The organism is Micromonospora sp. B9E7 (genome assembly GCF_039871815.1).
In the GTDB taxonomy this organism is placed as follows: domain Bacteria; phylum Actinomycetota; class Actinomycetes; order Mycobacteriales; family Micromonosporaceae; genus Micromonospora.
Genome location: NZ_JBDPLX010000013.1, coordinates 1 through 24,279, shown reverse-complemented (window position 1 = coordinate 24,279; position 24,279 = coordinate 1). Strand labels below are relative to the sequence as shown.

18 protein-coding genes are annotated in these 24,279 nt (G+C 72.1%); 7 read left to right on the top strand and 11 right to left on the bottom strand.

What is annotated here, in order from left to right; all coding sequences use genetic code 11:
- The first annotated feature begins 123 nt into the window (after positions 1–123).
- Complete coding sequence (locus tag ABGB10_RS20820) at positions 124–879, top strand: dienelactone hydrolase family protein (protein WP_347662544.1); 756 nt, start codon at positions 124–126, stop codon at positions 877–879.
- 148 nt (positions 880–1,027) lie between these two features.
- Here the strand turns inward: ABGB10_RS20820 and ABGB10_RS20815 are convergent, their stop codons facing one another.
- From ABGB10_RS20815 to ABGB10_RS20780, 8 genes are all read right to left on the bottom strand, one after another.
- The gene (locus ABGB10_RS20815; protein ID WP_347662543.1) at positions 1,028–2,131 is read right to left on the bottom strand and encodes an L-dopachrome tautomerase-related protein; all 1,104 of its coding nucleotides are present in this window, start codon (positions 2,129–2,131) and stop codon (positions 1,028–1,030) included.
- A gap of 94 nt (positions 2,132–2,225) precedes the next feature.
- Positions 2,226–3,107: an SMP-30/gluconolactonase/LRE family protein gene (locus ABGB10_RS20810; RefSeq protein WP_347662542.1), complete on the bottom strand. Its 882-nt coding sequence runs from the start codon at positions 3,105–3,107 to the stop codon at positions 2,226–2,228.
- A 114-nt stretch (positions 3,108–3,221) separates the two neighbouring features.
- Positions 3,222–4,163, bottom strand: a complete 942-nt coding sequence (locus ABGB10_RS20805) for a sugar kinase (protein ID WP_347662541.1) — start codon at positions 4,161–4,163, stop codon at positions 3,222–3,224.
- Positions 4,160–4,780, bottom strand: a complete 621-nt coding sequence (locus tag ABGB10_RS20800; protein ID WP_347662540.1) for a bifunctional 4-hydroxy-2-oxoglutarate aldolase/2-dehydro-3-deoxy-phosphogluconate aldolase — start codon at positions 4,778–4,780, stop codon at positions 4,160–4,162. The genes ABGB10_RS20805 and ABGB10_RS20800 overlap by 4 nt, the downstream gene beginning before the upstream one ends.
- Before the next feature lie 11 nt (positions 4,781–4,791).
- Positions 4,792–5,631, bottom strand: a complete 840-nt coding sequence (locus ABGB10_RS20795; RefSeq protein ID WP_347662539.1) for a hypothetical protein — start codon at positions 5,629–5,631, stop codon at positions 4,792–4,794.
- Positions 5,625–6,770 carry a galactonate dehydratase gene (gene dgoD / locus ABGB10_RS20790; RefSeq protein WP_347662538.1) on the bottom strand — a complete coding sequence of 382 codons (1,146 nt, stop codon included), beginning with the start codon at positions 6,768–6,770 and terminating at the stop codon, positions 5,625–5,627. The genes ABGB10_RS20795 and dgoD overlap by 7 nt, the downstream gene beginning before the upstream one ends.
- The gene (locus tag ABGB10_RS20785; protein ID WP_347662537.1) at positions 6,767–7,477 is read right to left on the bottom strand and encodes a FadR/GntR family transcriptional regulator; all 711 of its coding nucleotides are present in this window, start codon (positions 7,475–7,477) and stop codon (positions 6,767–6,769) included. The genes dgoD and ABGB10_RS20785 overlap by 4 nt, the downstream gene beginning before the upstream one ends.
- A 35-nt stretch (positions 7,478–7,512) precedes the next feature.
- A complete protein-coding gene (locus ABGB10_RS20780; protein ID WP_347662536.1) occupies positions 7,513–8,259 on the bottom strand; it encodes an SDR family oxidoreductase in 747 nt (248 codons plus the stop codon).
- Positions 8,260–8,418: 159 nt separating this feature from the next.
- Here ABGB10_RS20780 and ABGB10_RS20775 point away from each other — a divergent pair, with 159 nt between their 5' ends.
- From ABGB10_RS20775 to ABGB10_RS20755, 5 genes are read left to right on the top strand one after another with little or no spacing between them, the layout of a single operon-like run.
- Positions 8,419–9,714, top strand: a complete 1,296-nt coding sequence (locus ABGB10_RS20775) for an extracellular solute-binding protein (protein ID WP_347662535.1) — start codon at positions 8,419–8,421, stop codon at positions 9,712–9,714.
- A 1-nt stretch (position 9,715) separates the two neighbouring features.
- Positions 9,716–10,633 (top strand): sugar ABC transporter permease, encoded by a 918-nt coding sequence (locus ABGB10_RS20770; RefSeq protein WP_347662534.1) that lies wholly within the window; start codon positions 9,716–9,718, stop codon positions 10,631–10,633.
- Entirely contained in the window at positions 10,633–11,454 is an 822-nt protein-coding gene (locus ABGB10_RS20765) for a carbohydrate ABC transporter permease (protein ID WP_347662532.1), read from the top strand. Before ABGB10_RS20770 ends, ABGB10_RS20765 begins: the two co-directional genes overlap by 1 nt.
- Entirely contained in the window at positions 11,451–13,538 is a 2,088-nt protein-coding gene (locus ABGB10_RS20760; protein WP_347662531.1) for an alpha-galactosidase, read from the top strand. Before ABGB10_RS20765 ends, ABGB10_RS20760 begins: the two co-directional genes overlap by 4 nt.
- Before the next feature lie 46 nt (positions 13,539–13,584).
- Positions 13,585–15,798 carry a glycoside hydrolase family 27 protein gene (locus tag ABGB10_RS20755; protein ID WP_347662530.1) on the top strand — a complete coding sequence of 738 codons (2,214 nt, stop codon included), beginning with the start codon at positions 13,585–13,587 and terminating at the stop codon, positions 15,796–15,798.
- Between the two features lie 209 nt (positions 15,799–16,007).
- On the opposite strand, the gene ABGB10_RS20750 is transcribed toward ABGB10_RS20755, so the two are convergent.
- On the bottom strand, positions 16,008–18,554 hold the full coding sequence (locus ABGB10_RS20750) for an AAA family ATPase (RefSeq protein WP_347662528.1): 2,547 nt from the start codon (positions 18,552–18,554) through the stop codon (positions 16,008–16,010).
- Positions 18,555–18,652: 98 nt separating this feature from the next.
- Positions 18,653–21,667: a S8 family serine peptidase gene (locus tag ABGB10_RS20745; protein WP_347662527.1), complete on the bottom strand. Its 3,015-nt coding sequence runs from the start codon at positions 21,665–21,667 to the stop codon at positions 18,653–18,655.
- Positions 21,668–21,900: 233 nt separating this feature from the next.
- Here ABGB10_RS20745 and ABGB10_RS20740 point away from each other — a divergent pair, with 233 nt between their 5' ends.
- The gene (locus ABGB10_RS20740; protein WP_347662695.1) at positions 21,901–22,695 is read left to right on the top strand and encodes a serine/threonine protein kinase; all 795 of its coding nucleotides are present in this window, start codon (positions 21,901–21,903) and stop codon (positions 22,693–22,695) included.
- A 197-nt stretch (positions 22,696–22,892) separates the two neighbouring features.
- Here ABGB10_RS20740 and ABGB10_RS20735 read toward each other — a convergent pair whose 3' ends face one another.
- Positions 22,893–24,143 carry a DUF222 domain-containing protein gene (locus ABGB10_RS20735; protein WP_347662526.1) on the bottom strand — a complete coding sequence of 417 codons (1,251 nt, stop codon included), beginning with the start codon at positions 24,141–24,143 and terminating at the stop codon, positions 22,893–22,895.
- Positions 24,144–24,279 lie beyond the last annotated feature (136 nt).

Genomic DNA, 24,279 nt, shown 5'->3' with positions numbered 1-24,279 from the left:
GGCCAGCACCCAGGGTGGCCTTGTCCAGGGATCACCGGTCCCTGGCTCGGGGGAAGCCGCCGGGCACGCCCACACGGCGAGTAGCGTTCCGAACGGACCAAGATCGGTGTACGAGGAGGCACAGTGCTGACGACGACGGTGGACATCCCGACCGGCGACGGGATCGCGGACGCGTCCCTCACCCGGCCGGACGGCAACGGCCCGTTCCCGGCGGTGCTGCTCTTCATGGACGCCTTCGGGCCGCGCCCGCGACTGGTCGAGATGGCCGAGCGGATCGCCGCCCGGGGCTACCTGGTGCTGACGCCCCACCTGTTCTACCGGGCCGGCCGGGCACCCCTGTTCGACCTGTCCCGACTCGGTGATGCGGACCAGCGCGGCGCGCTCTTCGAGCAGATCATGCCGCTGGTCGGCGCGCTGACCCCCGAGGTGATCAGCCGGGACACCGCCGCGTACCTCGACTTCCTGGCCGCCCGGGACGACGTCCGGCCCGGCCCGGTCGCGATCACCGGCTACTGCATGGGCGGCACGAACGCGCTGCGGGCCATCGAGGCACACCCGGACCGCATCGCCGCAGTCGCGAGCTTCCACGGTGGGCGGATCGTCACCGAGGCGCCGGACAGCCCGCACCTGGGCGTCGGTTCGATCACTGGCGAGCTGTACTTCGGGCACGCCGACGCCGACCAGTCGATGACGCCCGAGCAGATCGCCACGCTGGAGAAGGCGCTCGACGCCGCCGGGGTGCGCTACCGCTCCGAGGTGTACGAGGGCGCGCACCACGGCTACACCATGGCCGACACCCCGGCGTACGACGAGCAGGCCACCGAGCGTCACTGGGCGGCCCTGTTCGACCTCCTGGACCGCACCCTGCCCGCGAGCTGACGGCAGGCGACAGGTCTCCGTTCCGGCAATCTGGACAGATTCCGTTACGTGGTGATCACGTGATGGTGAGTAGTTCGGGAACGGCCTGGGGAACTACTCACCATCACGTGATCATGGGACGAGCGCTGGGCCGGTCGACGGCGGGTGCTCAGCGGCGTAGCAGCACCGGGCCGGCGTCGATGCGGGTGCGGAACAGCGCGTACGGCTTGCGCCGCAGGTCCTTGCCCCGCTGGTACTGCGGCTGCCGGTGCAGTTGGTTGGCGGTGACGTAGAGGTACCCGTCGGTGGCCACCGACATGGTGTCCGGCCAGAGCAGTCGCGGGTCGTGGACCAGGGTCTCGTACTCGCCGTCCGGTAGCCGGCGCAGCACCGCGTTCTGCTCGTACGCGGTGAGGTAGAGCCGCCCGGCGTCGTCGCTCTCCAACCCGTCCGAGGCGCTTCCCCGGTCGCCCTCGTCGACCACTGTGGCGGCGACCGCCTCCTGGGTGACGCCCGGGTCGGCCAACGCCTCGGTGGAGACGCTGTACCAGCGTCGGGATATCAGCGGGCAGTAGTAGAGCCGGCTGCCGTCGGCGGAGATGGCGATGCCGTCGGAGCCCATGCTCACCGGCTTCGGCGGTCCGTCCGCCGGTCGTTCGAGGAACGGTCGGCCCTCGACCAGCGGGCGGAACGTGGTCAACGGCTCCGCCCTGGTGGACGGGTGGTCGTGCAGCCGCCGCCAGGACGCCCCGCTGGCCAGGTCCACCACGATGATCCCGTTCGGCCCGGTGGCCGCGGAGTCGGTGATGTACGCGACGCCGGCCTCACCGCGGCGCAGGTCGAAGCGGACGTCGTTGAGGTACGTCGTCGGCAGGGCCACGTCCGCCGGGAAGGTGATCACCTGGGCGACCGTGTCGGTGTCCAGGTCGACCCGGACGAGCTTCGGACCGCCCGGCTTGGTGGGCTGGAACATCGGGCTGCCGGTGTCCAGCACCCAGAGCCGGTCGGCCGGGTCGACCACGATGCTCTGCACCGACACGAACGCGCCCGCGTCGTCGTCGCCGGACGGGTCGTTCCACGCCTGGTCGGGGTAGGGCACCTCCCGACCGTCGCGCAGCTCGGCGACGGTGGCCGGCACCTCGTCCCCCCACTTCGGGAAGTTGACGAAGATCCGGCCCCGGTGCGAGACGCTCACCCCGGTCGGCATCGGACCGGTGAAGGTGTGCACCAACTCCAACTCGCCCACGGGCTCGTCGCCCACCGGCCCGTTCATGACGTCCACCTCAGGATGCCCACCGTCTCGCCTCCTGCCGTCGGTTGCGCGCTCCGGTGCGGTTGTTCCCGCCCTGGCGTCCGATATGCCTCCGTCAGCTCACCGGTGCGGCGGCGTACGCGGCGGGCAGGCCGGGGACCTCGACGTCCACCGCGAGCAGCGCGCCGTCCTGCGGACCCGCGCTGCTCAGCCCGACCCGTGCGGTGCCGATGAAGAGTCGGCGCAGGCCGGGGCCGCCCAGGCAGATGCCGGCGGGCTGCTTCGCCGGCAGCCGGATCTCCCGGTCCAGGGTGCCGTCGGGCCGGTAGCGGCGGACCGCCGAGCCGCCCCAGAACGCGACCCAGAGGTGGCCCGCCGCGTCGACGGTCATGCCGTCCGGGCCCCCGTCGTCGGGGGAGAGCCGCAGGAACGGCTCGCGCCCGTGCAGGGCCCCGGTGGCGGGGTCGACGGTGAACCTGTCGATCTCGCCGCGCGGCGTGTCGGCCAGGTACATGGTGGTGCCGCTGGCGTCGAACGCGGGCCCGTTCGGAATTGTCAGCCCGGTCACCGCGGGCACCGGTGCCGCGCCGGGGGTGAGGCGGAACAGCGTGCCCCCGCCGGGCACCATCGCGTACGTCATGCTGCCGGCCCAGAAGTGGCCGTGCGGGTCGGCGACCGCGTCGTTCATCCGGGTCGGCTCGGGTGCGTCGGCGACCAGCTCGGCGACCGGTCGGGGGTCGCCGGTGACGGGCAGCACTGTGACACCGGTCCCGGCGGCGGCCAGCCAGTCACCGGGTCGGCCGGCCACCGGGGCGACCGCGCCGAGCGGGACGTCGAGACGACGCACCTCCCGCAGTGGGGCGGGGGCGTCACCGTCGGTCTCCAACAGTCGTCCGGCCAGCAGATCGACGAGGACCAGGCGGTCGTCGACCCAGCGCAGCCCCTCGCCCAGCTCCAACCGGTCGGTACTCCAGACGGTCGGCTCGGTCAGCTCCATGGTGCTCCTCCAAACGATCTCCGGTCGGCGGCGGCCGGCCCGCGCCGGCCGCGCAGGGCGGTCGGGCGGTGTCCGCGTCGTCGGTGCGCCGGCCCGCGCCGGCCGCCGCGCCGGTCAGCGGACCGTACCGCCCGGCTCGTGGTCCAGCAGCGTCAGCTCCGCCCGGTCGGGCAGACCCTCCCAGTCGCCCCGGGTGGCCACCGCGAACGCCCCGGTGGTGACGGCCCGGTCCAGTCGGGCCGGGACGTCGGCGTCGTCGAGCCAGCCGGAGAGCAGCCCGGCCACGAAGGCGTCGCCCGCGCCGACGGTGTCCACCACCGGGACCGTCCGGGCTGGACGGTGCACCGTGCCGGCCGCGCTGTGGCTGGTCGCCCCGCCGGCGCCGTGCTTGACGACGACCTCGGCCACCCCGGCGGAGAGCAACGCCATGACCGGGTCGGATGCGTCGGTCAGCACGGCCAACTCGTCGTCGGAGGCGACCACCAGGTCGATCGAGGACAGCAGCGGTCGCAGCGCGGTGGCGGCCTCGGGGACGGACCAGAGCCGCTGCCGGTGGTTGACGTCCAGGCAGACGGTGCTGCCGGCCGCGCGGGCGCGCCGTACGGCCTCCACCACCGCCTGGTACGGCTCGACGCCGAGCGCGCAGGTGATGCCGGTGACGTGCAGCAGCCGGGGCGGCGACCCGGGTGCGTCGAAGGCCCGGGTCACGTCGGCCGGGCGCAGCCGGGAGCCGGCGGAGCCCGCGCGGTGGTAGGTGACCCGGTTGATGTCCGCGACCCGGTTCTCGAAGAGGATCAGCCCGGTGGGAGCGGTCGGGTCTACCCGGGACCAGGTCAGGTCGACGCCCTCGGCGCGCAGCGTACGGCGAACCAGCTCACCCGGCTCGTCGGCGCCGGTGACGCCGACCCAGGCCGCCCGGTGGCCGAGCCGGGCCAGGCCGATCGCCACGTTCGACTCGGAGCCGGCGACGGAGATCCCGGCGGTGCCGCCCAGCCGCAGTGGGCCGGTGGGGCGGAACGCCGCCATCGTCTCGCCGAGCGTGAGGACGTCGGTCATCGCCGGACCGCCGCGAGGAAGGCGGCGGCGCGCTCACGCAGCGCCGCCGGGTCGCCACCGCGGACGACGTCGCCGAGCAGGGGTGAGCCGACCCCGACCGCGAGCGCGCCCCGGTCCAGGTAGCGTCGCGCGCCCTCCGCGTCGACGCCACCGACCGGTACGAACGCGGTGCCGGGGAACGGGTCGCGCAGCGCGCCGAGGTAGTCCGGCCCACCGAGGGACGCCGGGAAGAGCTTGATCGCGGTGGCCCCGCCGCTGTTGGCCTGCACCACCTCGGTGGGGGTGAGCGCACCGGCGAGCACCGGCAGCCCGAGCCGGCCGCCTTCGGCGAGGCTCGGCGCGAGCGCCGGGGTGACCAGGAAGGAAGCGCCCGCGTCGGCCGCCGCGCGGGCGTCCTCGGCGCTGAGCACGGTGCCCGCGCCCAGGCCGTAGTCGGGCCCGAGGGCGGCCCGGGCACGTCGGATGACGTCGAGCGCGTCGGTGCTGGTGAGCGAGACCTCGACCAGCGCGACGCCGCTCTCGGCCAGGGTGAGCACGGCGGTCAGCGCCGCCGCCGGGTCCGGGCCGCGGACGATGGCCAGCAACCGGTGGGTACGCAGCTCGTCGAGCAGGTTCATCGCGGGTGTCCTCAGTGGGTGCGGTGGGCGGAGATGGTGAGTCGCCAGGCGACCTCGCCGGTGGGGGGTACGACCGCCGCGTCGGCCGGGCCGGCGTCGGCCAGGTCGAAGGCGGCGCCGAGCATCGGCTCGACACCGATGCTGCGGTAGGGGCCGGTTTCCGGCCAACCTCCGAGGTTGCGCCAGAGCGCGGTGCTACGGGGCTGGTCGGGGCACTCCAGCTCCAGGGTCAGTCGGTCCACACCGTCGATCACCTGGACCCGCGGGCAGTCGAGCAGCACCGCGCCGAGCGCGGTCCCGTCGTCCGCGCCGAACGTGTCCAGCGGCAGCCCGACGGGGGCCGGCCACGCCCCGCTGAGCCACGGCGCGTCGGCGGGCCAGGTGCCCGGCGGCAGCAACGCGGCAGCTTCCGGATGCAGCCGGGTCGGCGTGCCGTCGGGCGCGTCGAGGCGGGCTGCGGGGGAGAGGTCGAGCAGGGCGTGCGCGGCCCAGACGAACCGGTGACCAGGATCGGCGGCCAGCCGGTAGTCGGCCACCACCACCCCGGAGGAGTCGCTGATCCGGCGGGTCAGGACGAACGTCGGGCGTTGGATGACCACGGTGCCGGGACCGACGCTGCGCCAGGGGCGGGACCACACCTCGCCGTGGTCGGGTCGACCGCGCACGGTGGGCAGGCACTCCTCCAGGCCACCGGCGTCGACGAACGCGTCGTCGGGGCGTACCCCGTGTCGGCCGGGTTCCGGGCCGCGCCACAGCCACTCCCGGCCGTCGCCGTGCAGGCTGGTCCACCGACCGCCGTGCGCGGCGTCGTACTCAGCATGCAGCGGCACCGGAGTCGCGGCGGTCACCATTCCGCGAACGACCCGTCGGCGTGCTGCCAGACCGGGTTGCGCCAGGCGTGCGGTGTCTGCGCGGCCTTGCGAACCGCCGCCTCGTCCACAGTGATGCCCAACCCGGGCCGGTCGAAGCGGGCGATGTGCCCGTCGACGAACCGGAACGGCTCCGGGTCGACCACGTAGTCCAGCAGCTCCGAGCCGGCGTTGTAGTGGATGCCGATGCTCTGCTCCTGGATCAGGAAGTTCGGCGTCGCGAAGGCCACCTGGAGGCTGGCGGCCAGGGAGATCGGGCCGAGCGGGCAGTGCGGGGCGAGGAGCGCGCCGTACGTCTCGGCCAGCGCGGCGATCCGGCGGACCTCGGATATCCCGCCGGCGTGCGACAGATCCGGCTGGACCACGGCCACCCCGGCCTGCAACGGGCCGAGGAACTCGTTACGGCCGTAGAGCCGCTCGCCGGTGGCCACCGGAATCGGCGTGCTGGCGACGATGTCGCGCAGGTGGTGGGCCTGGTCGGGCAGGACCGGCTCCTCCACGAAGAACGGACGGAGCGGGGTCAGCTCGGGCAGGATCCGGCGTACCGCGGCCAGGCCGGCCCGACCGTGGAAGTCCAGCGCGATGTCCCGGTCGGGGCCGAGCACCTCCCGGGCCGCGGCGACCCGGCCGACGACCGCGTCCACCTCTGCGGAGGTGGGGATGGCCGACAGCCGCCCGGACGCGTTCATCTTGATCCCGGTCAGACCGGCGGCGACCTGCGCGGCGGCGGCGTCGGCGATCTCGTCGGGCTCGTCTCCGCCGATCCAGGAGTAGACCCGCACCCGGTCGCGGACGGCACCGCCGAGCAGGGCGTGCACCGGTGCCCCGTACGCCTGCCCGGCGATGTCCCAGAGTGCCTGGTCCAGGCCGGCGACCGCGCTGGAGAGGATCGGGCCGCCCCGGTAGAAGCCGCCCTTGGTGAGGATCTGCCAGTGCTGCTCGATGCGGAGCGGGTCCGCACCGATCAGGTACTCGGAGAGCACCTCGACGGCGCTGCGCACCACTTCGGCGCGGCCCTCCACCACCGGTTCACCCCACCCGACCAGCCCGTCGTCGGTCTCCACCCGGCAGAACAACCACCGTGGCGCGACGAGGAAGGTCTCGATCCGCTCGATCTTCACTGACTGCCCCTCTGTCCCCGTGCCTTCTCGACGTCGCGGACGGCCTTGTCCAGCAACTCACGCATGGCGGCCTCGGCCGCCGTCTCGTCCCGGCTGCGCAGTGCGTCCACGACGGCCCGGTGGCTGGGCACCGGGTCGTCGTGTGGGGCACCGCCGTGCACCAGCCGGTCCCGTTCGGCGAGCCCGGTCTCCATCACCACTTCCATCCGTTCCAGCAGCTCGTTGTGGGTGGCGGTGAGCAGCGCGCGGTGGAAGGCGAGGTCGGCGGCGATGGCGGCGGTGGGATCGCCGTTGGCTTCGGCCATCTCGGCCAGCGCCCGGTCCAGGGCGGCCAGGTCGTCCTCGGTCGCACGGGTCGCGGCCAGCCGGGCGGCGGCCGGCTCGATGATGGCGCGCACCTCGTGCAGCTGGTCGAGCAGCCGTTGGTCGGTGCCCTCGGCGAACTGCCAGCGGATCACGTCACCGTCGAGCAGGTTCCAGTCGGCCCGGGGCCGTACGAAGGTGCCGCGCTTCTGCCGGGCGTCCACGATGCCCTTGGCGGAGAGGACCTTCAGCGCCTCGCGGAGCGCCGTGAGGCTGACGTCGAACTCCTCCTGCAGCGCGACGATGTTCAGGGTCGCGCCGGCGGCGATCTCACCGGTGAGGATGCGACGTGCGATCGCTTCGACGGTCTGTCCGTGGATGCCGCGGCGGGCGTACTGTGCCAATGCTCCTGGCCTTTTCGCTGGTCGGTATCGATCTCTCAGGCCGAGGCTTTCACCGCTGTCCAACCACCGTCCACCACGAGGCTCGCGCCGGTGATGTAGGCGGCGTCCGGTGAGGCCAGGAAGGCGACCGTCGAGGCCACCTCGTCCGGAGTGCCGAAGCGCTTCGCCACGGTCTCGGCGACGCTCTGCCGACGGTCCTCTTCGGACACGTCGGCCCAGGCGGCGGTGAGGATCGGCCCGGGCAGCACCGTGTTGACGCGCACCTGCGGGCCGTACTCCACGGCGAGCTGGCGGCCGAGTGCGACCAGGCCACCCTTGGCGGCAGCGTATGCGGGACGGCCGGGCAGCCCGACCAGCGCGTGCACCGAGGAGATCAGCACCACCGCTCCCGATCGGGCCCGCAGGTCGTCCAGGCAGGCGCGGACGCCGAGAAAGGAGCCGGTGAGGCTCACGCCGAGCTGGTGGTCCCAGGACTGCCGGCTGGTTTCGTGCGCCGGCGCGACCTGCACGGCGTACGCGGTGCTGACCAGGATGTCGATCGGCCCGAGGTGTGCTCGGGCGGCCGACACCGCGGCCGCCCAGTCGTCTTCCTCGCTGACACTGCCCATTACGGACAGTGTTCGGTGGCCGGCGGCGGTCAGCTCGTCGGCCAGCGGGGCCGGATCGTGCACGTCGAGCAGCGCGACGGCTGCCCCCTCGGCGGCCAGCCGCCGGGCGGTGGCCGCGCCGATCCCACCCATAGCGCCGGTGACCAGCGCGTTCTTGCCCTCAAGCCGGCGCATAGGCTGATCCACCTGACCCTCGCCTTGATCTCGTCTAATCATTAATTACGAAGATATCTTGACAGCCGGCGAGGGCCGATGCAACCTTCTCGTCACAGCATTCACATGGACGACACATCGCGCGGTGACGCTGAGTGTCGTAGAGGAAGGGATACCTCCGTGAGCGACTTCGACCCCGGTCGCCGGCGATTCCTTGGTCACCTAGGGCTCGCCGGCCTGGGCGCACTCGGCGCCAGCTCGTTCCTCAGCGCGTGCGCCAGCTCCGCCAGCGGGCCGACGACGAGCGGCGGCTCGGGCGCGGTCACCATCCAGTCCAACCTCTCCTCGCCACAGGCCAAGGCCGCGATGGAGAAGTTGATCGAGACCTTCAACGCGCAGGGCAAGGGCACGGCGAGCCTCAACACGATCGCCTCGGAGACCTTCCGGACCCAGCTCCCGACGTACCTGACCTCGGCCAACCCGCCGGACCTCTACACCTGGTACGCGGGCTCCGTCGCCAACGACTACGCCAGCAAGGACCTGTTGCTGGACGTCTCCGACGTCTGGAAGTCGTTGGGCGACTACCCGGAGTCGCTGCGCACCCTCTCCACCGCCGCCAGCGGCAAGCAGGTCTTCGTTCCGATGAACAACTACTGGTGGGGCTTCTTCTACCGCAAGTCCAACTTCGCCAAGTGGGGCGTGCAGGAGCCGAAGACCTGGACCGACTTCCTGGCGCTGTGCGAGACGCTGAAGAGCAAGGGCATCCCGCCGATCGGCATCGGTCTCGGCGACACCCCGTGGGTGGCCTCGGCCTGGTTCGACTACCTGAACATCCGGATCAACGGCGCGCCGTTCCACCGCGAGCTGCTCGCCGGCAAGCAGCGCTTCGACGACCCCAAGGTCAAGGCGGTCTTCACCCGCTGGCGCGAGGCACTGCCCTACTTCGACCCCAAGGGCAAGGCGTACCCGTTCCAGGAGGCGACCACCGCGCTGCTGGCCGGCAAGACCGGCATGTTCCTGATCGGTACGTTCTTCGCCGACGCGGCACCGAAGGACGCCCTCGGTGACCTGGACTTCTTCCGGTTCCCGATCATCGACCCGGCGGTGCCGCTGGCCGAGGAGGCCCCGACGGACGGCTTCTTCGCCAGCGCGAAGACCGCCAACCCGACCGGCACCAAGGCCCTGCTCACCTACCTCTCCGGGGTCGAGGCCCAGGAGGCGTACGTCAAGGCCAGCTCCGGCATCGTGCTGCCGGCCAACCCCAGGGCCAAGGCGTCCGACTCGCCGCTGGTGGCCAAGGGCAAGGCGATGCTCGGCGAGGCCAAGGAGCTGACCCAGTTCTTCAACCGGGACTCCAGCGACGCACTCCAGCCGACCGCGGACACCGCGCTGACCAAGTTCATCGACAAGCCGGACCAGATCGACGCGATCCTGCGGGAGTGGCAGGCCGGCGCCGAGAAGGTCTTCAAGGGCTGACGTGACAGCAACGATCTCCACGACTTCGGTCACCCCCACCCGACGGCGGCGACGGTCGGCTCGACTGTCGCCGCTGTTGGTGGCGTTCGTCCTCGTGCCGTTCGCGGTCGAGAGCATCTGGGTGTTCTGGCCGGCGCTCCAGGGCTTCTGGTTCTCGCTCACCCGCTGGGACGGGATGTCGTCGCCGACCTTCGTCGGCACCGACAACTACGTCGAGCTGGCCGGTGACGCGACCTTCCGGGGCGCGCTGGTCAACACGGTGATCTGGCTGGTGCTCTTCGGCGGTCTCTCCGTGCTGGGCGGGTTCGGCATGGCGCTGGTCCTGCAGAAGGAGCGGCGCGGCGTCGGCTTCTACCGGGCCGCGCTGTTCACGCCTGTGGTGTTCTCGCTGGTGGTGACGGCGCTGGTCTGGCGGGTCTTCTACCAGCCCGACGGCATCGCCGACACGCTGCTGCGGGCCGTCGGCCTGGAACACCTGATCCGACCCTGGCTGGCCGACCCGCAGACCGCCCTGTACGCGGTGATCCTGCCCGCCCTGTGGCGGCAGATCGGCTACGTCATGGTGCTGTTCCTGGCCGGCCTGAAGGCGATCGACCCGGCATTGCACGAGGCCGCCCGGATGGACGGCGCCAATTCCTGGCAACGGCTGCGGCACGTCACCATTCCCCAGCTCAAAGGGGTCAACGCGGTCGTGCTGTCGGTCATCGTGATCGACTCGCTGCGCTCGTTCGACATCGTCTGGTCGCTGACCAAGGGCGGGCCGTACCACTCGTCGGAGCTGCTCAGCACCTACATGTACTCGACCGCGTTCCAGAGCCTGCGGCTGGGTTACGCCTCCGCGATCGCCGTCGTGATCTTCGTGCTCGCGCTGGCCGTCATCCTCGGCTACCTGGTCCGTGCGTTCCGGGAGGAAGCGTGATGAACAAGCTCCGTACCGGGGCCTTCCACACCGGCATGATCCTGCTGTCGCTGCTCTGGCTGGGTCCGGTGCTCTGGGTGGTGGTGATGTCCACCCGGTCCTTCGACGACATCGCCGCGCACGGCGTGGGCAGCCTGCCCCAGTCGTTCACCCTGGACACCTACCGGCAGGCGTGGACCGACGGCGGTGAACTGCGCGCCCTGATCAACAGCATGCTCGTCACCGTCCCGTCGGTGGCGCTGAGCCTGGGGCTGGCCGCGATGGCCGCGTTCGCGCTGAGCCGATTCCGGATCCCCGGCCGGCGGACCATCCTGCTGCTGATGCTCGCCGGCAACCTGCTGCCACCGCAGATCCTGCTCATCCCGGTGGCCAAGTTCAGCGAGCTGACCGGCCTGTACGACACGCTCTGGGCGCTGATTACGGTGCAGGTCGGCTTCGGGCTCGGCTTCTACACCTTCGTCCTGCACGGCTTCATGCGGGATCTGCCGAATGAGATCCAGGAAGCGGCGACGATCGACGGCGCGGGCACGGCACAGATCTTCACCAGGGTGATGCTGCCGCTGACCCGACCCGCGCTGGCCGCCCTGGGGGCGCTCTCCTTCACCTGGATCTTCAACGACCTACTGTGGGCGATCACCGTGCTGCGTACCGATGACAACATGCCGGTCACCCCGGCGCTCCTCGCCCTACAGGGGCAGTTCGTCTCGTCCTGGAACGTCATCGCCGCCGGTACGGTCATCGCGGCCGTACCGACCGTCGCGGTCTTCCTGCGCTTCCAGCGGCACTTCGTCTCCGGCCTGGCGCTGGGAGCGGTCAAGTGACCGCCGGAACCGGGCAGCGTTGGACGCTGCGCGGCACGCACACCGAGTACACGGTGACCGTGCCGGCACACGGCCGCTGGCTGGAGCTTGTCGCGTGGGGCCCGCACGGCGTCTCGGACGGGCCGTCGCCGGTCGCCTACGACGGCCCGGTGCCGTTCCTCACCGCCGGCGACGCGGCCCCCATCGAGTACGCGACCGACGCCGACCGGCCGTTCACCGGCGCCGACCTGGTGGTGGAGACGTCGAACGGGCAGCGCCGGGTGGGCTTCGTCCACACCGGCGAGCGGGTCGACGCCGACCAGCGGGAGCTGGCCGTCGACTTCGCCGACCCGGTGACCGGGCTGCGTGCCACCGTGCACTACCAGGTGCCCGCCGGCACGGACGTGGTGCAGCGGTGGGTCGAGCTGACCAACGACGGGTCCAGCCCACTGCGGGTGCTCCGGGCCTTCTCGGGTGGCTTCTGCGTACCGACACCGCACGGTGCGCTGCTCAGCCACCAGTGGGGGCAGTGGGCGCAGGAGTTCCAGCTCTCCCACGTCGAGTTGGGCCACGGCACCTTCAGCATCGGCAGCTCTCAGGGCGTACCCGGGCATCTGCACGTGCCCTGGCTGGCCGTGCGGGACACCGCGGACCCGGCCGGCTCGGCGTGGGGGATGGGGTTGGCGTGGACCGGCTCCTGGGAGATCAGCGCGGAGCGGGACACCGGCGGCCTGACCCGGGTCCGGATCGGTCGCCACCTGGTCGACGGCCCGTTGGAGCTGGCCCCCGGCGAGTCCCTGACCCTGCCGGTGGTCACCGGCGCATACAGCCCGGACGGCCTGGACGGGCTGGCCCGGGTCTGGCACACCCACCAGCGGTTGCTCGCCGGTGAGCGGCTCACCCCGCGCCCGGTGCTCTACAACTCCTGGGAGGCCACCTACTTCGCCGTCGAGGCGCAGAGCCAGCTCGCGCTGGCCCGGATCGCGGCCGAGCTGGGTGTGGAGACGTTCGTGGTGGACGACGGCTGGTTCGTCGGCCGCGACGACGACACCGCCGGGCTCGGTGACTGGACGCCCGACCCGGCGAAGTTCCCGGCCGGGTTCGACGCGTTCATCGCCGATGTCCGCGCACTCGGACTGAACTTCGGGCTCTGGGTCGAGCCGGAGTGTGTGAACCCGAAGTCGACGCTCTACGCCGAGCACCCGGAGTGGGTGTACTCCGTCGACGGCCGGCCCCTCACCCCGGTCCGCAACCAGTACCTGCTCGACCTGGGCCGACCGGAGGTCGCCGAGTTCGTCCACTCCACGGTGGACGGTCTGCTCCGCAGGTACGACATCGACTACCTGAAGTGGGACTTCAACCGGCCACGCACCGAGCCGGGTCGTCCCGGTGGGGTCGCTCCGCTCGACCTGGACGGCGCACACGTCGCCAACCTGCACCGGATCTACGAGCAGTTGCGCCGGGACCACCCCGGTGTGCTGATCGAGGCCTGCGCCGGCGGTGGCGCGCGGACCGACCTGGCGATGGCTGCCCGGGCCGACGTCTTCTGGCCCAGCGACAACACCGGCCCCCTGGACCGGCTCGCCATCCAGTACGGCTTCCTGCACGCCAACGCCCCGCACCTGCTCAGCTCCTGGGTCACCGACGCGCCCGGTCTGTTCGACCCCCGACCGCGCTCGCTCGCGTTCCGGTTCGTCCTCGCGATGGCAGGTGTGCTCGGCATCGGCGCGGACATCCGTGCCTGGGCTCCCGACGAGCGGGCCGAGGCGGCCGACTGGATCGCCCGCTACAAGGAGATCCGGGACGTCGTCACGACCGGCGAGGTGCACCTGATCGGCGGCCCCGACCAGACCCGCTGCGCGGTGCAGTACACCGCGCCGGACGAGCGCCGGGTGGTCGTCCTGGCCTGGCACACCGGCCGGCTCGACGGTGCCGGGCTGCTGCCGTCGCGCCCGGTCCGGTTGCCCCTGCGCGGCCTCGACCCGGCGGCCCGTTACTCGCACGGCGATCGGCACTACTCCGGCAGCCACCTCGCCACCGTCGGCCTGCCCGTGCAGTGGAGCGCGACCCACGACGCCGACCTCATCGTGCTGACCCGCGACTGAGATCGGAGCACCACCACCCCCACCCCCGAGGGACAGGAGTACCTCCATGCGCCTGAACCGACCGCTGACCGCTGCTCTGGCCGTGCTCGGCCTGGGCCTGGCCAGCCCGATGCCGGCGATGGCCGGTCCACCGCAGGCCGGCCCCCCGCAGGCCGGTCATGGGCCCGGTCGCCCCGGTCACGCCCCGGCCGGCACCGGCGCCGAGGACCAGGGCGCGCCCGCCTACTTCAACAGCGGGCTCGCACCGACGCCCTACCAGGGCTGGAACACCTACTTCGGTCTCGGTGGCGACCCCACCGAGGCCGAAGTACGGTCGGTCACCGACTTCATGGTCCACAGTGGCCTGCGTGACGCCGGCTACACCTACGTCTGGATCGACGGCAACTGGGCCGCGCCCACCCCACGCAACGAGGCCGGTCAGCTCGTCGCCGACCCGGCCCGCTTCCCCGGTGGGATGCCCGCGCTGGCCGCGTACATCCACAGCAAGGGCATGAAAGCCGGCATCTACACCGATGCCGGCCCCTACCTGCCGGGGCAGTGCGGGCTCGGCAGCAACGGCCACTACCAGGCCGACATCGCCCAGTTCGCCGGCTGGGGCTTCGACGCGCTCAAGGCCGACTGGCTCTGCGGTCGCGCCGCCGGCCTCGACCCGGAGGCCACCTTCCGCGAGCTGGCCGAGGCGGTACGCCAGTCACCGCGCCCGATGCTGCTCAACATCTGCAACCCGGTCAGCTCCGACTGGGGTGGCGGCCCGTACACCCCGGAGCAGCTCTCCACCTGGAGCTACACGTACGCGCCCACCATCGCCGACTCCTGGCGGACGTACACCGACGTGGGGCTGACGGATCCGACCCCGCAGTGGGCATACCCGTGGGTGCTGCGCAACATGGACGTCAACGCGTACCACCCGGCGGCCACCGGACCGGGGCACTACAACGACCCGGACTACCTGCTGCCGATGCGCCCGCTGCCCGACGGCGGGTACGAGTTGAGCCTGGACGAGTCCAAGACGCAGCTCGGCATGTGGGCCATCATGGCCGCGCCGCTGGTGATCGGCTCCGACCCGCGTGGCCTGCCGAAGGAGATGATCTCGGCGCTGACCAACCCGGAGATCATCGCCGTGGACCAGGACCCGCTGGTCCGACAGGGCATCAAGGTGGCCGACACCGGCACCAACGCTCAGGTCTGGAGCAAGGTGCTCACCGGTTCCGGTAAGCGGGCCGTCGCGCTGCTCAACCGGCACGACACCGCCCAGCAGATCACGGTGAACTTCGCCGACGTCGCACTCGGCGGCGCGGTCCGCGTCCGGGACCTCTGGGCCCGCGCCGACGTGGACGCCCAGCCCGGCACCGCCGGAGTCCAGCCGTTCACCGGCTCGTACACCGTCGAGGTACCGGCGCACGGGGTGGCCATGCTCCGCCTGACCGGCACCGACCAGGTCGCCGGGGCCGACCTCGGCGGCACCGCCAGCGCCAGCCCGGCCCTGGTCCGGGTGGACGACACGCACGCCACCGCCTTCGTCCGCGACGCTTCCGGTGCGCTGGCCGTCAACACCCGCACCGGTACGACGTGGGGCACGCGCTGGACCTCGCTCGGCGGCCCGGTCGGCGGTCGGATTCTCGGCCAGCCGGCGGCGTACGCCTCTGCCGGCGGGCGGCTCGACGTCTTCGTCCGCGGCACCGACAACGCGGCCTGGCAGCGCAGTTACACCGCCGGCAGGTGGGGACCGTGGCGCAGCCTCGGTGGCACGTTGACCGACGCGCCGACGGTGGCCTGGACCAGCCCGACCCAGTGGACGCTCGTCGGCCGTGGTGCCGACGGCAAGCTCTGGTCGCGTACCCCGAGCACCGGCTGGACCGCCGTCGGGGCCCCCGACGACCGGCCGTTCTACGGTCGGCCGAGCGCGGTCGTCGACGACGCCGGCGTCCTGCACGTGGCGGTCCGCAGCCGCACCGACGAGGTGTGGTGGAGCAGCCGCACCGGCGCCACCTGGTCGGCCTGGACCAACCTGGGCGGCACCACCAACGGCAGCCCGACCCTGCTCGCCACCTCCGGCCGGGTCTACCTGTTCTCGCTGGCCGCCGACAACCGGCTCTGGCAGCGCAACCTGACCGACGGCGCCTGGGGCGGCTGGTTCCAACGCGGTGAGTTCGCGACCGACGCGTTCCGGGGTGCGCCCGGAGCCGCCGCCGGCGGCAACGGCAGCGCCTGGCTGGCGGTACGCGGCGTGGACAACCGGGTACATCAGGTAGTCCTCTGACGGCGCGGGTGTCGGGCTGCCCGCGCGGGCAGCCCGCCACCCCGCACGACACATCAGCCGGCTCGTTTTCGGGCCGGCTGAGGCCGTCGGGGTCGGCTTGGCTTCGTTCGGACGGCTTGGCTTCGTTTGGCCGGCTTGGCTTCGGCCGGTTCAGCCGGCTCGTTTTCGGGCCGGCTGAGGCCGTCCGGGTCGGCTCGGCTTCGCCCGGCTCAGTCCGGGACGAGTTCCCGGCAGCGGCGCAGGGCGGCCAGGGCCAGTGGCGCGTCCCGGCCCACGATCCCGGCCTCCAACTCGGCGACCGCGCCTGCCGCCCGTGCCGGTTCACCTGCCGCGACCGCCGCCTCGGCCAACACCAGAACCGCCTCGGCGGCCCACGCCAGGATGCCCTTTTCGCGCACCAGTGACAGCGCGCCCGCCGCGTGCCGGACGGCTTCGTCCGGACGTCCGGCGACCAGCGTCAGCCGGGCCAGCGCCGAGAGGGCCTGCACCAGCGGCCAGATCGCGCCGACCCGCCGGGCATCGGCCACCACCTCCCGCAGCGCCCGTTCGGCCGACTCCACATCCTCACGGCTCCCGGCGCCGCCGCCGAGGCCGTCGAATCTCTCGGCGGTGCTGTCGGGTCTTCCGGCGGTGCCGTTGCGTCCCTCGGCGGTGCCGTTGCGTCCCCCGGCGCTGCCGTCGCGTTCGATGCCGGCGAGACGCGCCATTACGGTGGCCAGCTCGACCCGTGCGTCGAGCAGGGTCACCGGCATCCGCTCGGCGCTGGCGACCAGCCGGGCGAGCCGCTCGGTGAGCCCGTCGAGCCGCCCGGCAGCCCGGTCCAGCGACAACTCGGTCGCCTCCACCAGGCTGGTCAGCCGTTCGTACCCGGTCTCGTCGACCAACGCCCGGCCGGCCGCCAGGAGCGCCTCGGCCTGCTCCGGATGCCCGGCGTGCAACGCGCCCTGCGCCCAGTTCAGGCAGGCTCGGGCATGCTCTCGGGGCCGGTCGGCCAACTCGGCGGACGCGCGCAGTTCGGCGATGATCGACCAGGCTGTCGGGTCGCCCAACTCCAGCAGCAGCGAAGCTCGGGCGATACGGACCGCGAGGTGTGCTGCCGGGTCGCCGCTGGCTGTCGCGGCGATCTCGGCCTCCGCGCAGCGAGCCAGGTGGTCGTCGACGTGCCGGCCGACGACCGTGTCCGGGGCCGCCAGCACCGCGAGCGCCGGGGCCTTGCGACGCGGTGCGCGCAGGTACGGCACGGCGCGCTCGATCTCGGCGTACCCCCGCAGTGCCTCGCCCTGTTGGCGCAGCATCCGGCCGAGCACCAGACCCAGCTCACCCCGGGCACCGGGCGGTAGCCGCCTGTCGGCGAGTAGCCGCTCCAGCACGGGGATCGCCTCCGCCTGGCTGAGCCCGTCGATGGCCGCTCGACCCAACTTCGCGGCGAGCCGGACCCGCACCGGTCGAGGAAGCTCGGCGACGTCCATCGTCTGGAGCAGGAAGCCGGCGGCGGTCGCGTCGTCGCCGCGCTCGGTGGCCAGGTCGGCGGCGGCCTCGGCGTTGCGGACGAAGTCGGCTCCGCTGCCGGCCAGCCGGTAGTGGTGCGCGAGCTGGGCGACCGGCCTCGGCAACTCCTGCTCCAGCACCCGTGCGACCCGCAGGTGCAGCCACGCCCGGTTCTCCCGGGGAACCAGGTCGTACACCACCTGCCGGGCGAGGTCGTGGCGGAACCGCAGGCCGTCCCCGCCGTCGTGCAGCAGACCCGCCCGGTGGGCGGCGGTCAACGCCGCGCTGATCGTCACCCGGTCGAGGTTGAGCGCCGAGGCGAGAATCCGCTGGTCCGGTGCCATCCCCAGCACGGCGGCGGCCCCGAGCACCTCCCGGGTGCCCTCGTCGAGTGGGCGCAGCCGCCAGAGCAGCACGTCACGCAGGACGAACGGGACGCTGTCGTCCGCCAACGGGTCACCACCCCGCTCGGCGAGCGTGCGCAGCACCTCCTCGACCACGAACGGGATGCCGGCGGTCCGGTCGAGCAGGGTGGCGGTGAGCTCCTGCGGAGGGTCGTCGAGCCGCAGGGTACGGGCGGCCAGTCGGCGTACGTCGTCGGCGTCCAGTGGGCCGAGCGGAACGCGGGTGACGCTCCACGGTGGTGTCCGGGCCAACGCGTCGTGGATCGGCGTACTGCCTCCGGGCGCGGCCGTGCGGGCGGTCAGCACCACGGCCACCCCGTCGACCGGATGGGTACTCAGGTAGCCGAGGAACTCGCAGGTCGCCGGGTCGGCCCAGTGCAGATCCTCAAGGAGCAGCGTGGTGGGACTCAGCGCGGCCAGCACCGCGGCGACCGCGCGGATCAGCCGGTGTCGTTCGGCCGCCGGATCGGTCAGCGGAGGCGGCGCGGCCGGCAGCGCGTCGGCCAGTTCGGGCAGCAGCGGCGCGAGGGCCCCGGCCACCGGGCTCACCGCACCGAGTCGGTCGGCGCTGCCCCGGATCGCGTCCAGCAGTACGCCGAGCGGGAAGGGTTCCGGCACGTCGTCGCACTCGCCGACCAGGTGGGGCCCGGGAAGTTCGGTGAGCATCTCGGCGACCAGCCGGCTCTTGCCGATCCCGGGCTCACCCTCCAGCAGGATCAGGCACGGCGGGGCTTCGACGAGTCGGCGAAGCTGGGCCAGTTCGGCCGCGCGTCCGACGAACTCGACGGGTCCACGCAGACGTTCGGGGCGGACGGGAGTTGGGCCCCCGCCGCCCCGCGTCTTGTCATCGTCGCCGTCGATCACCGTGGGCCGAGCAGATCACCCCTGCGGTTCCTGCCGGCCATCCGGCGGACCGGTGGTGACCTGGGTCACACACCGGTCCGCCGAATCGGGGGAGCGGGTCAGGACTGGACGGTGACCGGCACGGTCTTCAGCGAGCCGTCACCGTTGCGGAACTCCACCAGCCCGAGGTAGCGCTGACCCGGGGCGAGGCCGAACCAGCGCAGGGTCAGGTTCGCCGTCGCACCCGGTTGCACGCTGCGCTGCTTCGGGTCGATGGTGAACCGGCCGGTGGAGGTGCCCGGCGCGCCCGGCAGGTAGCTGGTGATGGTGTACGCGTTGGCGCCGTCCTTGATGTTCTCGGTGAACTCCTGCTCGACGACCACGATGTAGTCACCGGCACCGTCCGGCAGGGTGACCTTGGCGCCGATCCGGGTGCTGGCCGTGGCGGTGACGAACTTCCCGGACCTGTCGTAGACGTTGAGGCTGAACTCGGTGCACTCCATCACGCCCTCCTCGTCCTCCCAGTCGATGTGGGAGCAGGTGGGCCGTGCCGACGTCACGTGGATCTCCGGACTGCGGGTGCCGGCCGGTACGTGCAGGGTGGTCCTGCTGATGGACGCGGGTAGCGGCACCGGCAGGTTGTCCGACGTGCTCCAGTCCCAGCTCGGCCCGTCGCCCTTCAGGGTCACCGCGGTGCTGGTGCCCGAGGTGAGGCCGGAGAGCTGAGAGATCAGCTGACCCTTGTAACCGACCTCGGCGGCGATCCGGACGCTGCCGAACGTGCCCTTACCGGTGATGGCGTCGGGGGCCACCAGTCCGGAGTTGTGCACGACCAGTGGGCTGCGTACCTCGTGCTTGAACTGGTCGCGCCAGGTCAGCGAGCCGTCGGCCCAGGTGTCGAACGCGCCGCCGGTGTTGGTGACCTCCACCGTGAAGCGGGCGCTGTGGCCGGGACGGATCTGCATCTTGGCCGGGGTGACCTTGACCTTGTAGCCCGGCGGGGCCTGCACCGACGAGGTGTAGGTGCTGGTCTTGTCGCTGACGTTGGTGACCGTACGGGTCACGGTCTGCTTGCCCACCATCCGGCCCAGCGAGATCGACGGGTAGTTGAGCTGTGCGGTGTCGATCGCGCCGATCGTGTCGCAGCCGTCCAGGTCGGCGAGCCCGTAGTCGCTGCCCCGGTCGGCGGAGACTCCGCACAGGTACTGGATCCAGTCCTGCTGGTTGGAGTCGTAGACCAGGCCCGGGTCGAACGCGCTGCCCGGCTTCACCTGGCCGGCGCCGTAGTTGAGCGGGGTGGCGTCGTACGTGCCGATCTTGATCGGGTTGCCCTTGTCGGTCTTGTCGACCGCGCTGGTCATCAGCGCGGAGCGGACCGCCGCCGGCGACCAGTCGGGGTGCTTGGCCAGCAGCAGCGCGGCGATGCCGGCGATGTGCGGCGCCGCCATCGAGGTGCCCGACTCCAGTGCGAAGTCGTTCCCGCCGATGGACGGGGAGAACGCGGCGACGATGTCCTGACCGGGCGCGCTGATGTCCGGCTTGAGCAGTTCACCGGCGTTCAGGTTCGACGGGCCCGCCGAGGAGAACGCGGCGACGGCGGGGGCCTCGACGGTCTCCAGCCTGCTCGGCGAGATGGTGGCCGTGGCGTTGCCCTTGGCGACGTACGCGGTGACCGTGGCCAGGTCGACCTCGTTGATGTGCACGGTCGGCACCGTCTGCACGTCGGCGTTGAGGGAGTTCAGCTCCTCGTTGTACAGCACCATGCCGACCCCGCCGGCCCGTGCCACCTCGATGCTCTTGTCGGTACGGGGGATCTCTCCGCGCAGGCAGAGCACGATCGCGCCCTTCACCTTGGCCGGGTCCAACGTGTCGTCGGCGCAGAGGCCGGCGCCGTAGGCGCCGTCGGGGTCGACCGCGCTGTCCTTCGCGAAGACCAGTCGGGCCGGACCGACGCCGGTCTCGCCCATGCCCACACCGGTGATGGTCGTGCCGTTGCCGAGGGTGAGCTTCCGGGTGTTCTCCCGGTCGGTGGTGCTCGCGGCCACCGTGGTCAGCCAGGGCGTCGAGTTGTCGACCGTGTTGGCGAACGGGCCGGAGTTGCCCGCGGCTGCGGCGACGAACACCCCGGCGGCAGCGGCGTTGAAGAACGTCGCATCGATGGCCCCGAACCGCTCGGTGTCGTCACCGATGGAGTAGTTGATCACGTCGACACCGTCGGCGACCGCGTCGTCGATGGCGTGCACGATGTCGATGTCGGTGCCGGTCGCGCCGCCCGCGCCGTTGTCGTACAGCGCCTTGTAGATGGCGAGCCGGGCGGCCGGCGCCATGCCCGAGATCATGCCCAGGTCCTGGGTGCCCGACGTCGCGCGTACGCCGTGGATGCCGGCTGCGGTGCTGGCCGTGTGGGTGCCGTGGCCGTTGCGGTCACGAGGCGAGGAGTAGTCGTCCGGGAACGCGTCGGCGATGCCACTGTCGTTGTACCAGCGGGCGCCGATCACCTTGTTGTTGCAGGTGACCGGTGCCTCGATGCCAACGTCGCAGGTGCCCTTCCACTTGGCGTCGATGATGGCCTGGTCGGGGCGAGGGCTGGGCAGCGGCGCGAAACTCGCGCTCTCCGGCCAGTAGCCGCTGTCGATGACCCCGATGATGACGCCTTCGCCCGCGCGGGAATCCCCGCCGAACTCCTTCTTCCACACCCCGCCCTTGCCGGTCAGGCCGAGGTAGTCCGGGGTGTGCGAGGTTGCCGTATGCACCCTCTGGCTCTCGTACACGGCCCGCACACCGCGGGTGGCGCGCAGCCGGGCGGCCTGCGGCCCGGTCAGGTCGGCGGCGAAGCCGTTGAACGCGGTCTCCATCGTCACGCGGGTGCGCTCCGCCGGTACGCCGACTCGGTCCAACACGGACGTCCGCTGCTGGCGCAGGTGATCGCGGTACGCCTTGGCGCTGCCCGACGTGCGGTTCAGCTTCGCGCCGTCGGCGGGCTTGGTCGCCGCGATGCCCGGAACGCCGCCGGTGTAGGTGGCCAGCGGCTCCTCGTCGAGCTGCACGAGATAGCGGGCGGTCGGTCCGCTGCTCGCCGGAGCGGCGGCGGCGCTACCGGGAAGACTGGTCAGGCCGGCCGCGGTCAGCGCCACGGCGGCCAGCATGCTGACCCCGCGCCTGGCCCGTCCGGTCCGATGTACGTTCGGTTGTGGCACGTCGTTTGCCTCCACGTTCGGTGCCGGCCGCCACGACTGATGACGGTGGCCGAAACCTAGGAGCGGTACCGATCATCGAGAAGCACCCGTAACCTGGACGCAATCTTGGAAACAAGCTCGTAACACAACGGGTACTTTGCGCGTCATTTCGGAGCTGGTTCGGGGTGTCCATGCGTCGGTTGGCCATGCGTCGGTTGGCCATGCGTCGGTTGGCCATGGGCCGGTTGGCCATGCCGCCGGTCGAGGCGGCCTTCGCGGTCTTCGACGCCCAGGACTCCGGGTGTCTGTCCTACGGCGTCGAGGTGGCGGGCCAGCGCTGGTTCGTCAAGACGGCCACCACGGCCACGGGTCGGGCGTCTCTCGACCGGGCCTGCGCGGTACACGCTGCGGTCCGCCATCCGGTGATCGTGCATCCAGTGCGGACAGACCGTGGGCCGGCTGGTCCGACGCTCGTCTACCCCTGGTACGACGGCAGGGTCCTGAACCACGCCACCGTGCACGGCGCCGACCGCAGTGGGCTGGCCCGTTTCCAGCAACTGCCAGTGCCGCAGGTCGACGCGGCGCTCGACGCGATCCTCGACGCGCATCTCGCCGTCAGCGCCGCCGGTCTGGTCGCCGTCGATCTGTACGACGGCTGCCTTCTGTACGACTTCTCGGCCGGCCAGATGCGACTGATCGACCTTGACGAGTACCGGCCCGGGCCGTTCGTGCTCGATGCCGAGCGCCTACCCGGCTCTCGCCGTTACATGGCGCCGGAGGAGTTCGTTCGCGGCGCGGTGATCGACGAGCGGACCACCGTGCACCTGCTCGGCCGTACCGTGCACCACCTCCTCGACTCCTCGGAGGGCTGGCGCGGTAACGGCGATCAGCGCCGCGTCGTGGAGCGGGCAACCGCACCGGTGCCGGCCGCTCGGTACGACGACGTGCCAGCGCTGGTGCGCGCCTGGCGGCTGGCAACACCCTGATGCCAGCCGGGATTGCGAGCCCCGCAGTCGCGAACCGAGGTAGTGCCGTGACCGGGTGGGAGGGGCCGCTTCTGGTCACCGGGGCACCGACGCTGCGGCTGCGCTGGCCGGCTGCGCTGGCGCGGCTGCGCTGGCGCGGCTGCGCTGGCGCGGCTGCGCTGGCTCCGGTCTCAGGGGCTTCGGTGATCTCCGGCGGCCTATGTTCGTCGGTGGTAGTGGTTGCGGCGGGGGATCTGTTCGGGGTCGAGCCAGGCTGGCGGGATGAACTCGGGGTGCCCGTCGCCGCCGAGCCGCACCGTCCAGTCGCTGTGGTGGACGTGTCGGTGGTGGTGGCCGCAGAGCAGCACGGCGTTGTCGAGGCTGGTGGTGCCGCCGTCGGCCCAGTGGTGGATGTGGTGGGCGGCGCACCAACGCGGTGGCCGGTCGCAGCCGGGGAAGGCGCAGCCCCGGTCGCGCAGGACGAGGGCGCGTCGCAGCGGGCCGGTGATGAGTCGGCGTTGTCGGCCGACGTCGAGGACCTGGCCGGTGCCGCCGAGGACGGCGGGCAGGATGGTGGCGTCGCAGGCGAGTCGACGCACGGTGTCGGGGGTGAGGTGCAGGCCGATGTCGAGTGCGCCGTTGCCTAGCTGCCGGGTCAGCCCGTCGTAGTTGGTGGTGACGACGATCTGGGCGGGGTCGCCGCCGCTGTCGGGTAGGTCGCCGGTGCGTAGGGCGAGTCGGCACACGTCGGCGAGTGCGTCGTGGCGACGCTGCCCGGCGCAGCGGGTGTCGTCGGGGCCGGCGGGTGCGCTCAGCGGGTCGATGGCGGCGCGCAGCAACGCGGCGGCTTCTGCGTCGAGGGTGCCGCTGAGCCGCAGTCGCCCGTCGGTCTGTTCGGAGATGGTGACGTGCCGGTCGCGGGTTGCCCGGGCGGCCTCGGCGGCCAGGGCCGCCGCGGCGGCGGCGTCGGCGAGGTCGGGAGCGACGTGGTCGAGAATCCGGGTCCCCAACCGACGCAGCAACGACGGGTCGAACTGTGCGGCCCAGTCGACCAGCACGCCGACGGCCTTGTCGGCGGCTTCGGTGCCGGCGGATTCCTGCACGGTGGTGACGGTGTCGGCGATGACCCGGGCCTGGTCCAGGGTGATGTCCGCGTCGGCCAACGCCTGCCTGACCCCGGGGTTGCCGGTGTCCAGGGCGGTGGCGAGGTCGACGAGCCGGCGGGCGGCGGGAATCGTGAGGTGGAGCCGTTCGCGCAGCCAGACCGCGGTGGTGGAGGCGCCCTGCGCGCGGGCCGTGCCGCGGCCGTCGATCTCGCGGACCAGGGTCAGGGTGACGGCGGCGAGGCGTTGCTGAAGGCGGTGCGCGGCATCCAGGGCGGCGATCAGCTCGTGCTCCGGCAGGGCCCAGGCCGCAGCATCGACGCAGGCAGCGACCGCGTCGTCCGCCTGCGCCAGCTCCTCAACCATGACCCGAGACTAGAACAGGTGTGCCAATTAGCGGGTTGCTGTGGGTTGTTCATAAGGGCGTTGCGCACAAAGAGTGCGGCGCGCCGTGGATCTTGACTCGTTCAGGAGGTTGCTGAGACCGGTCTGAACAAGGGGA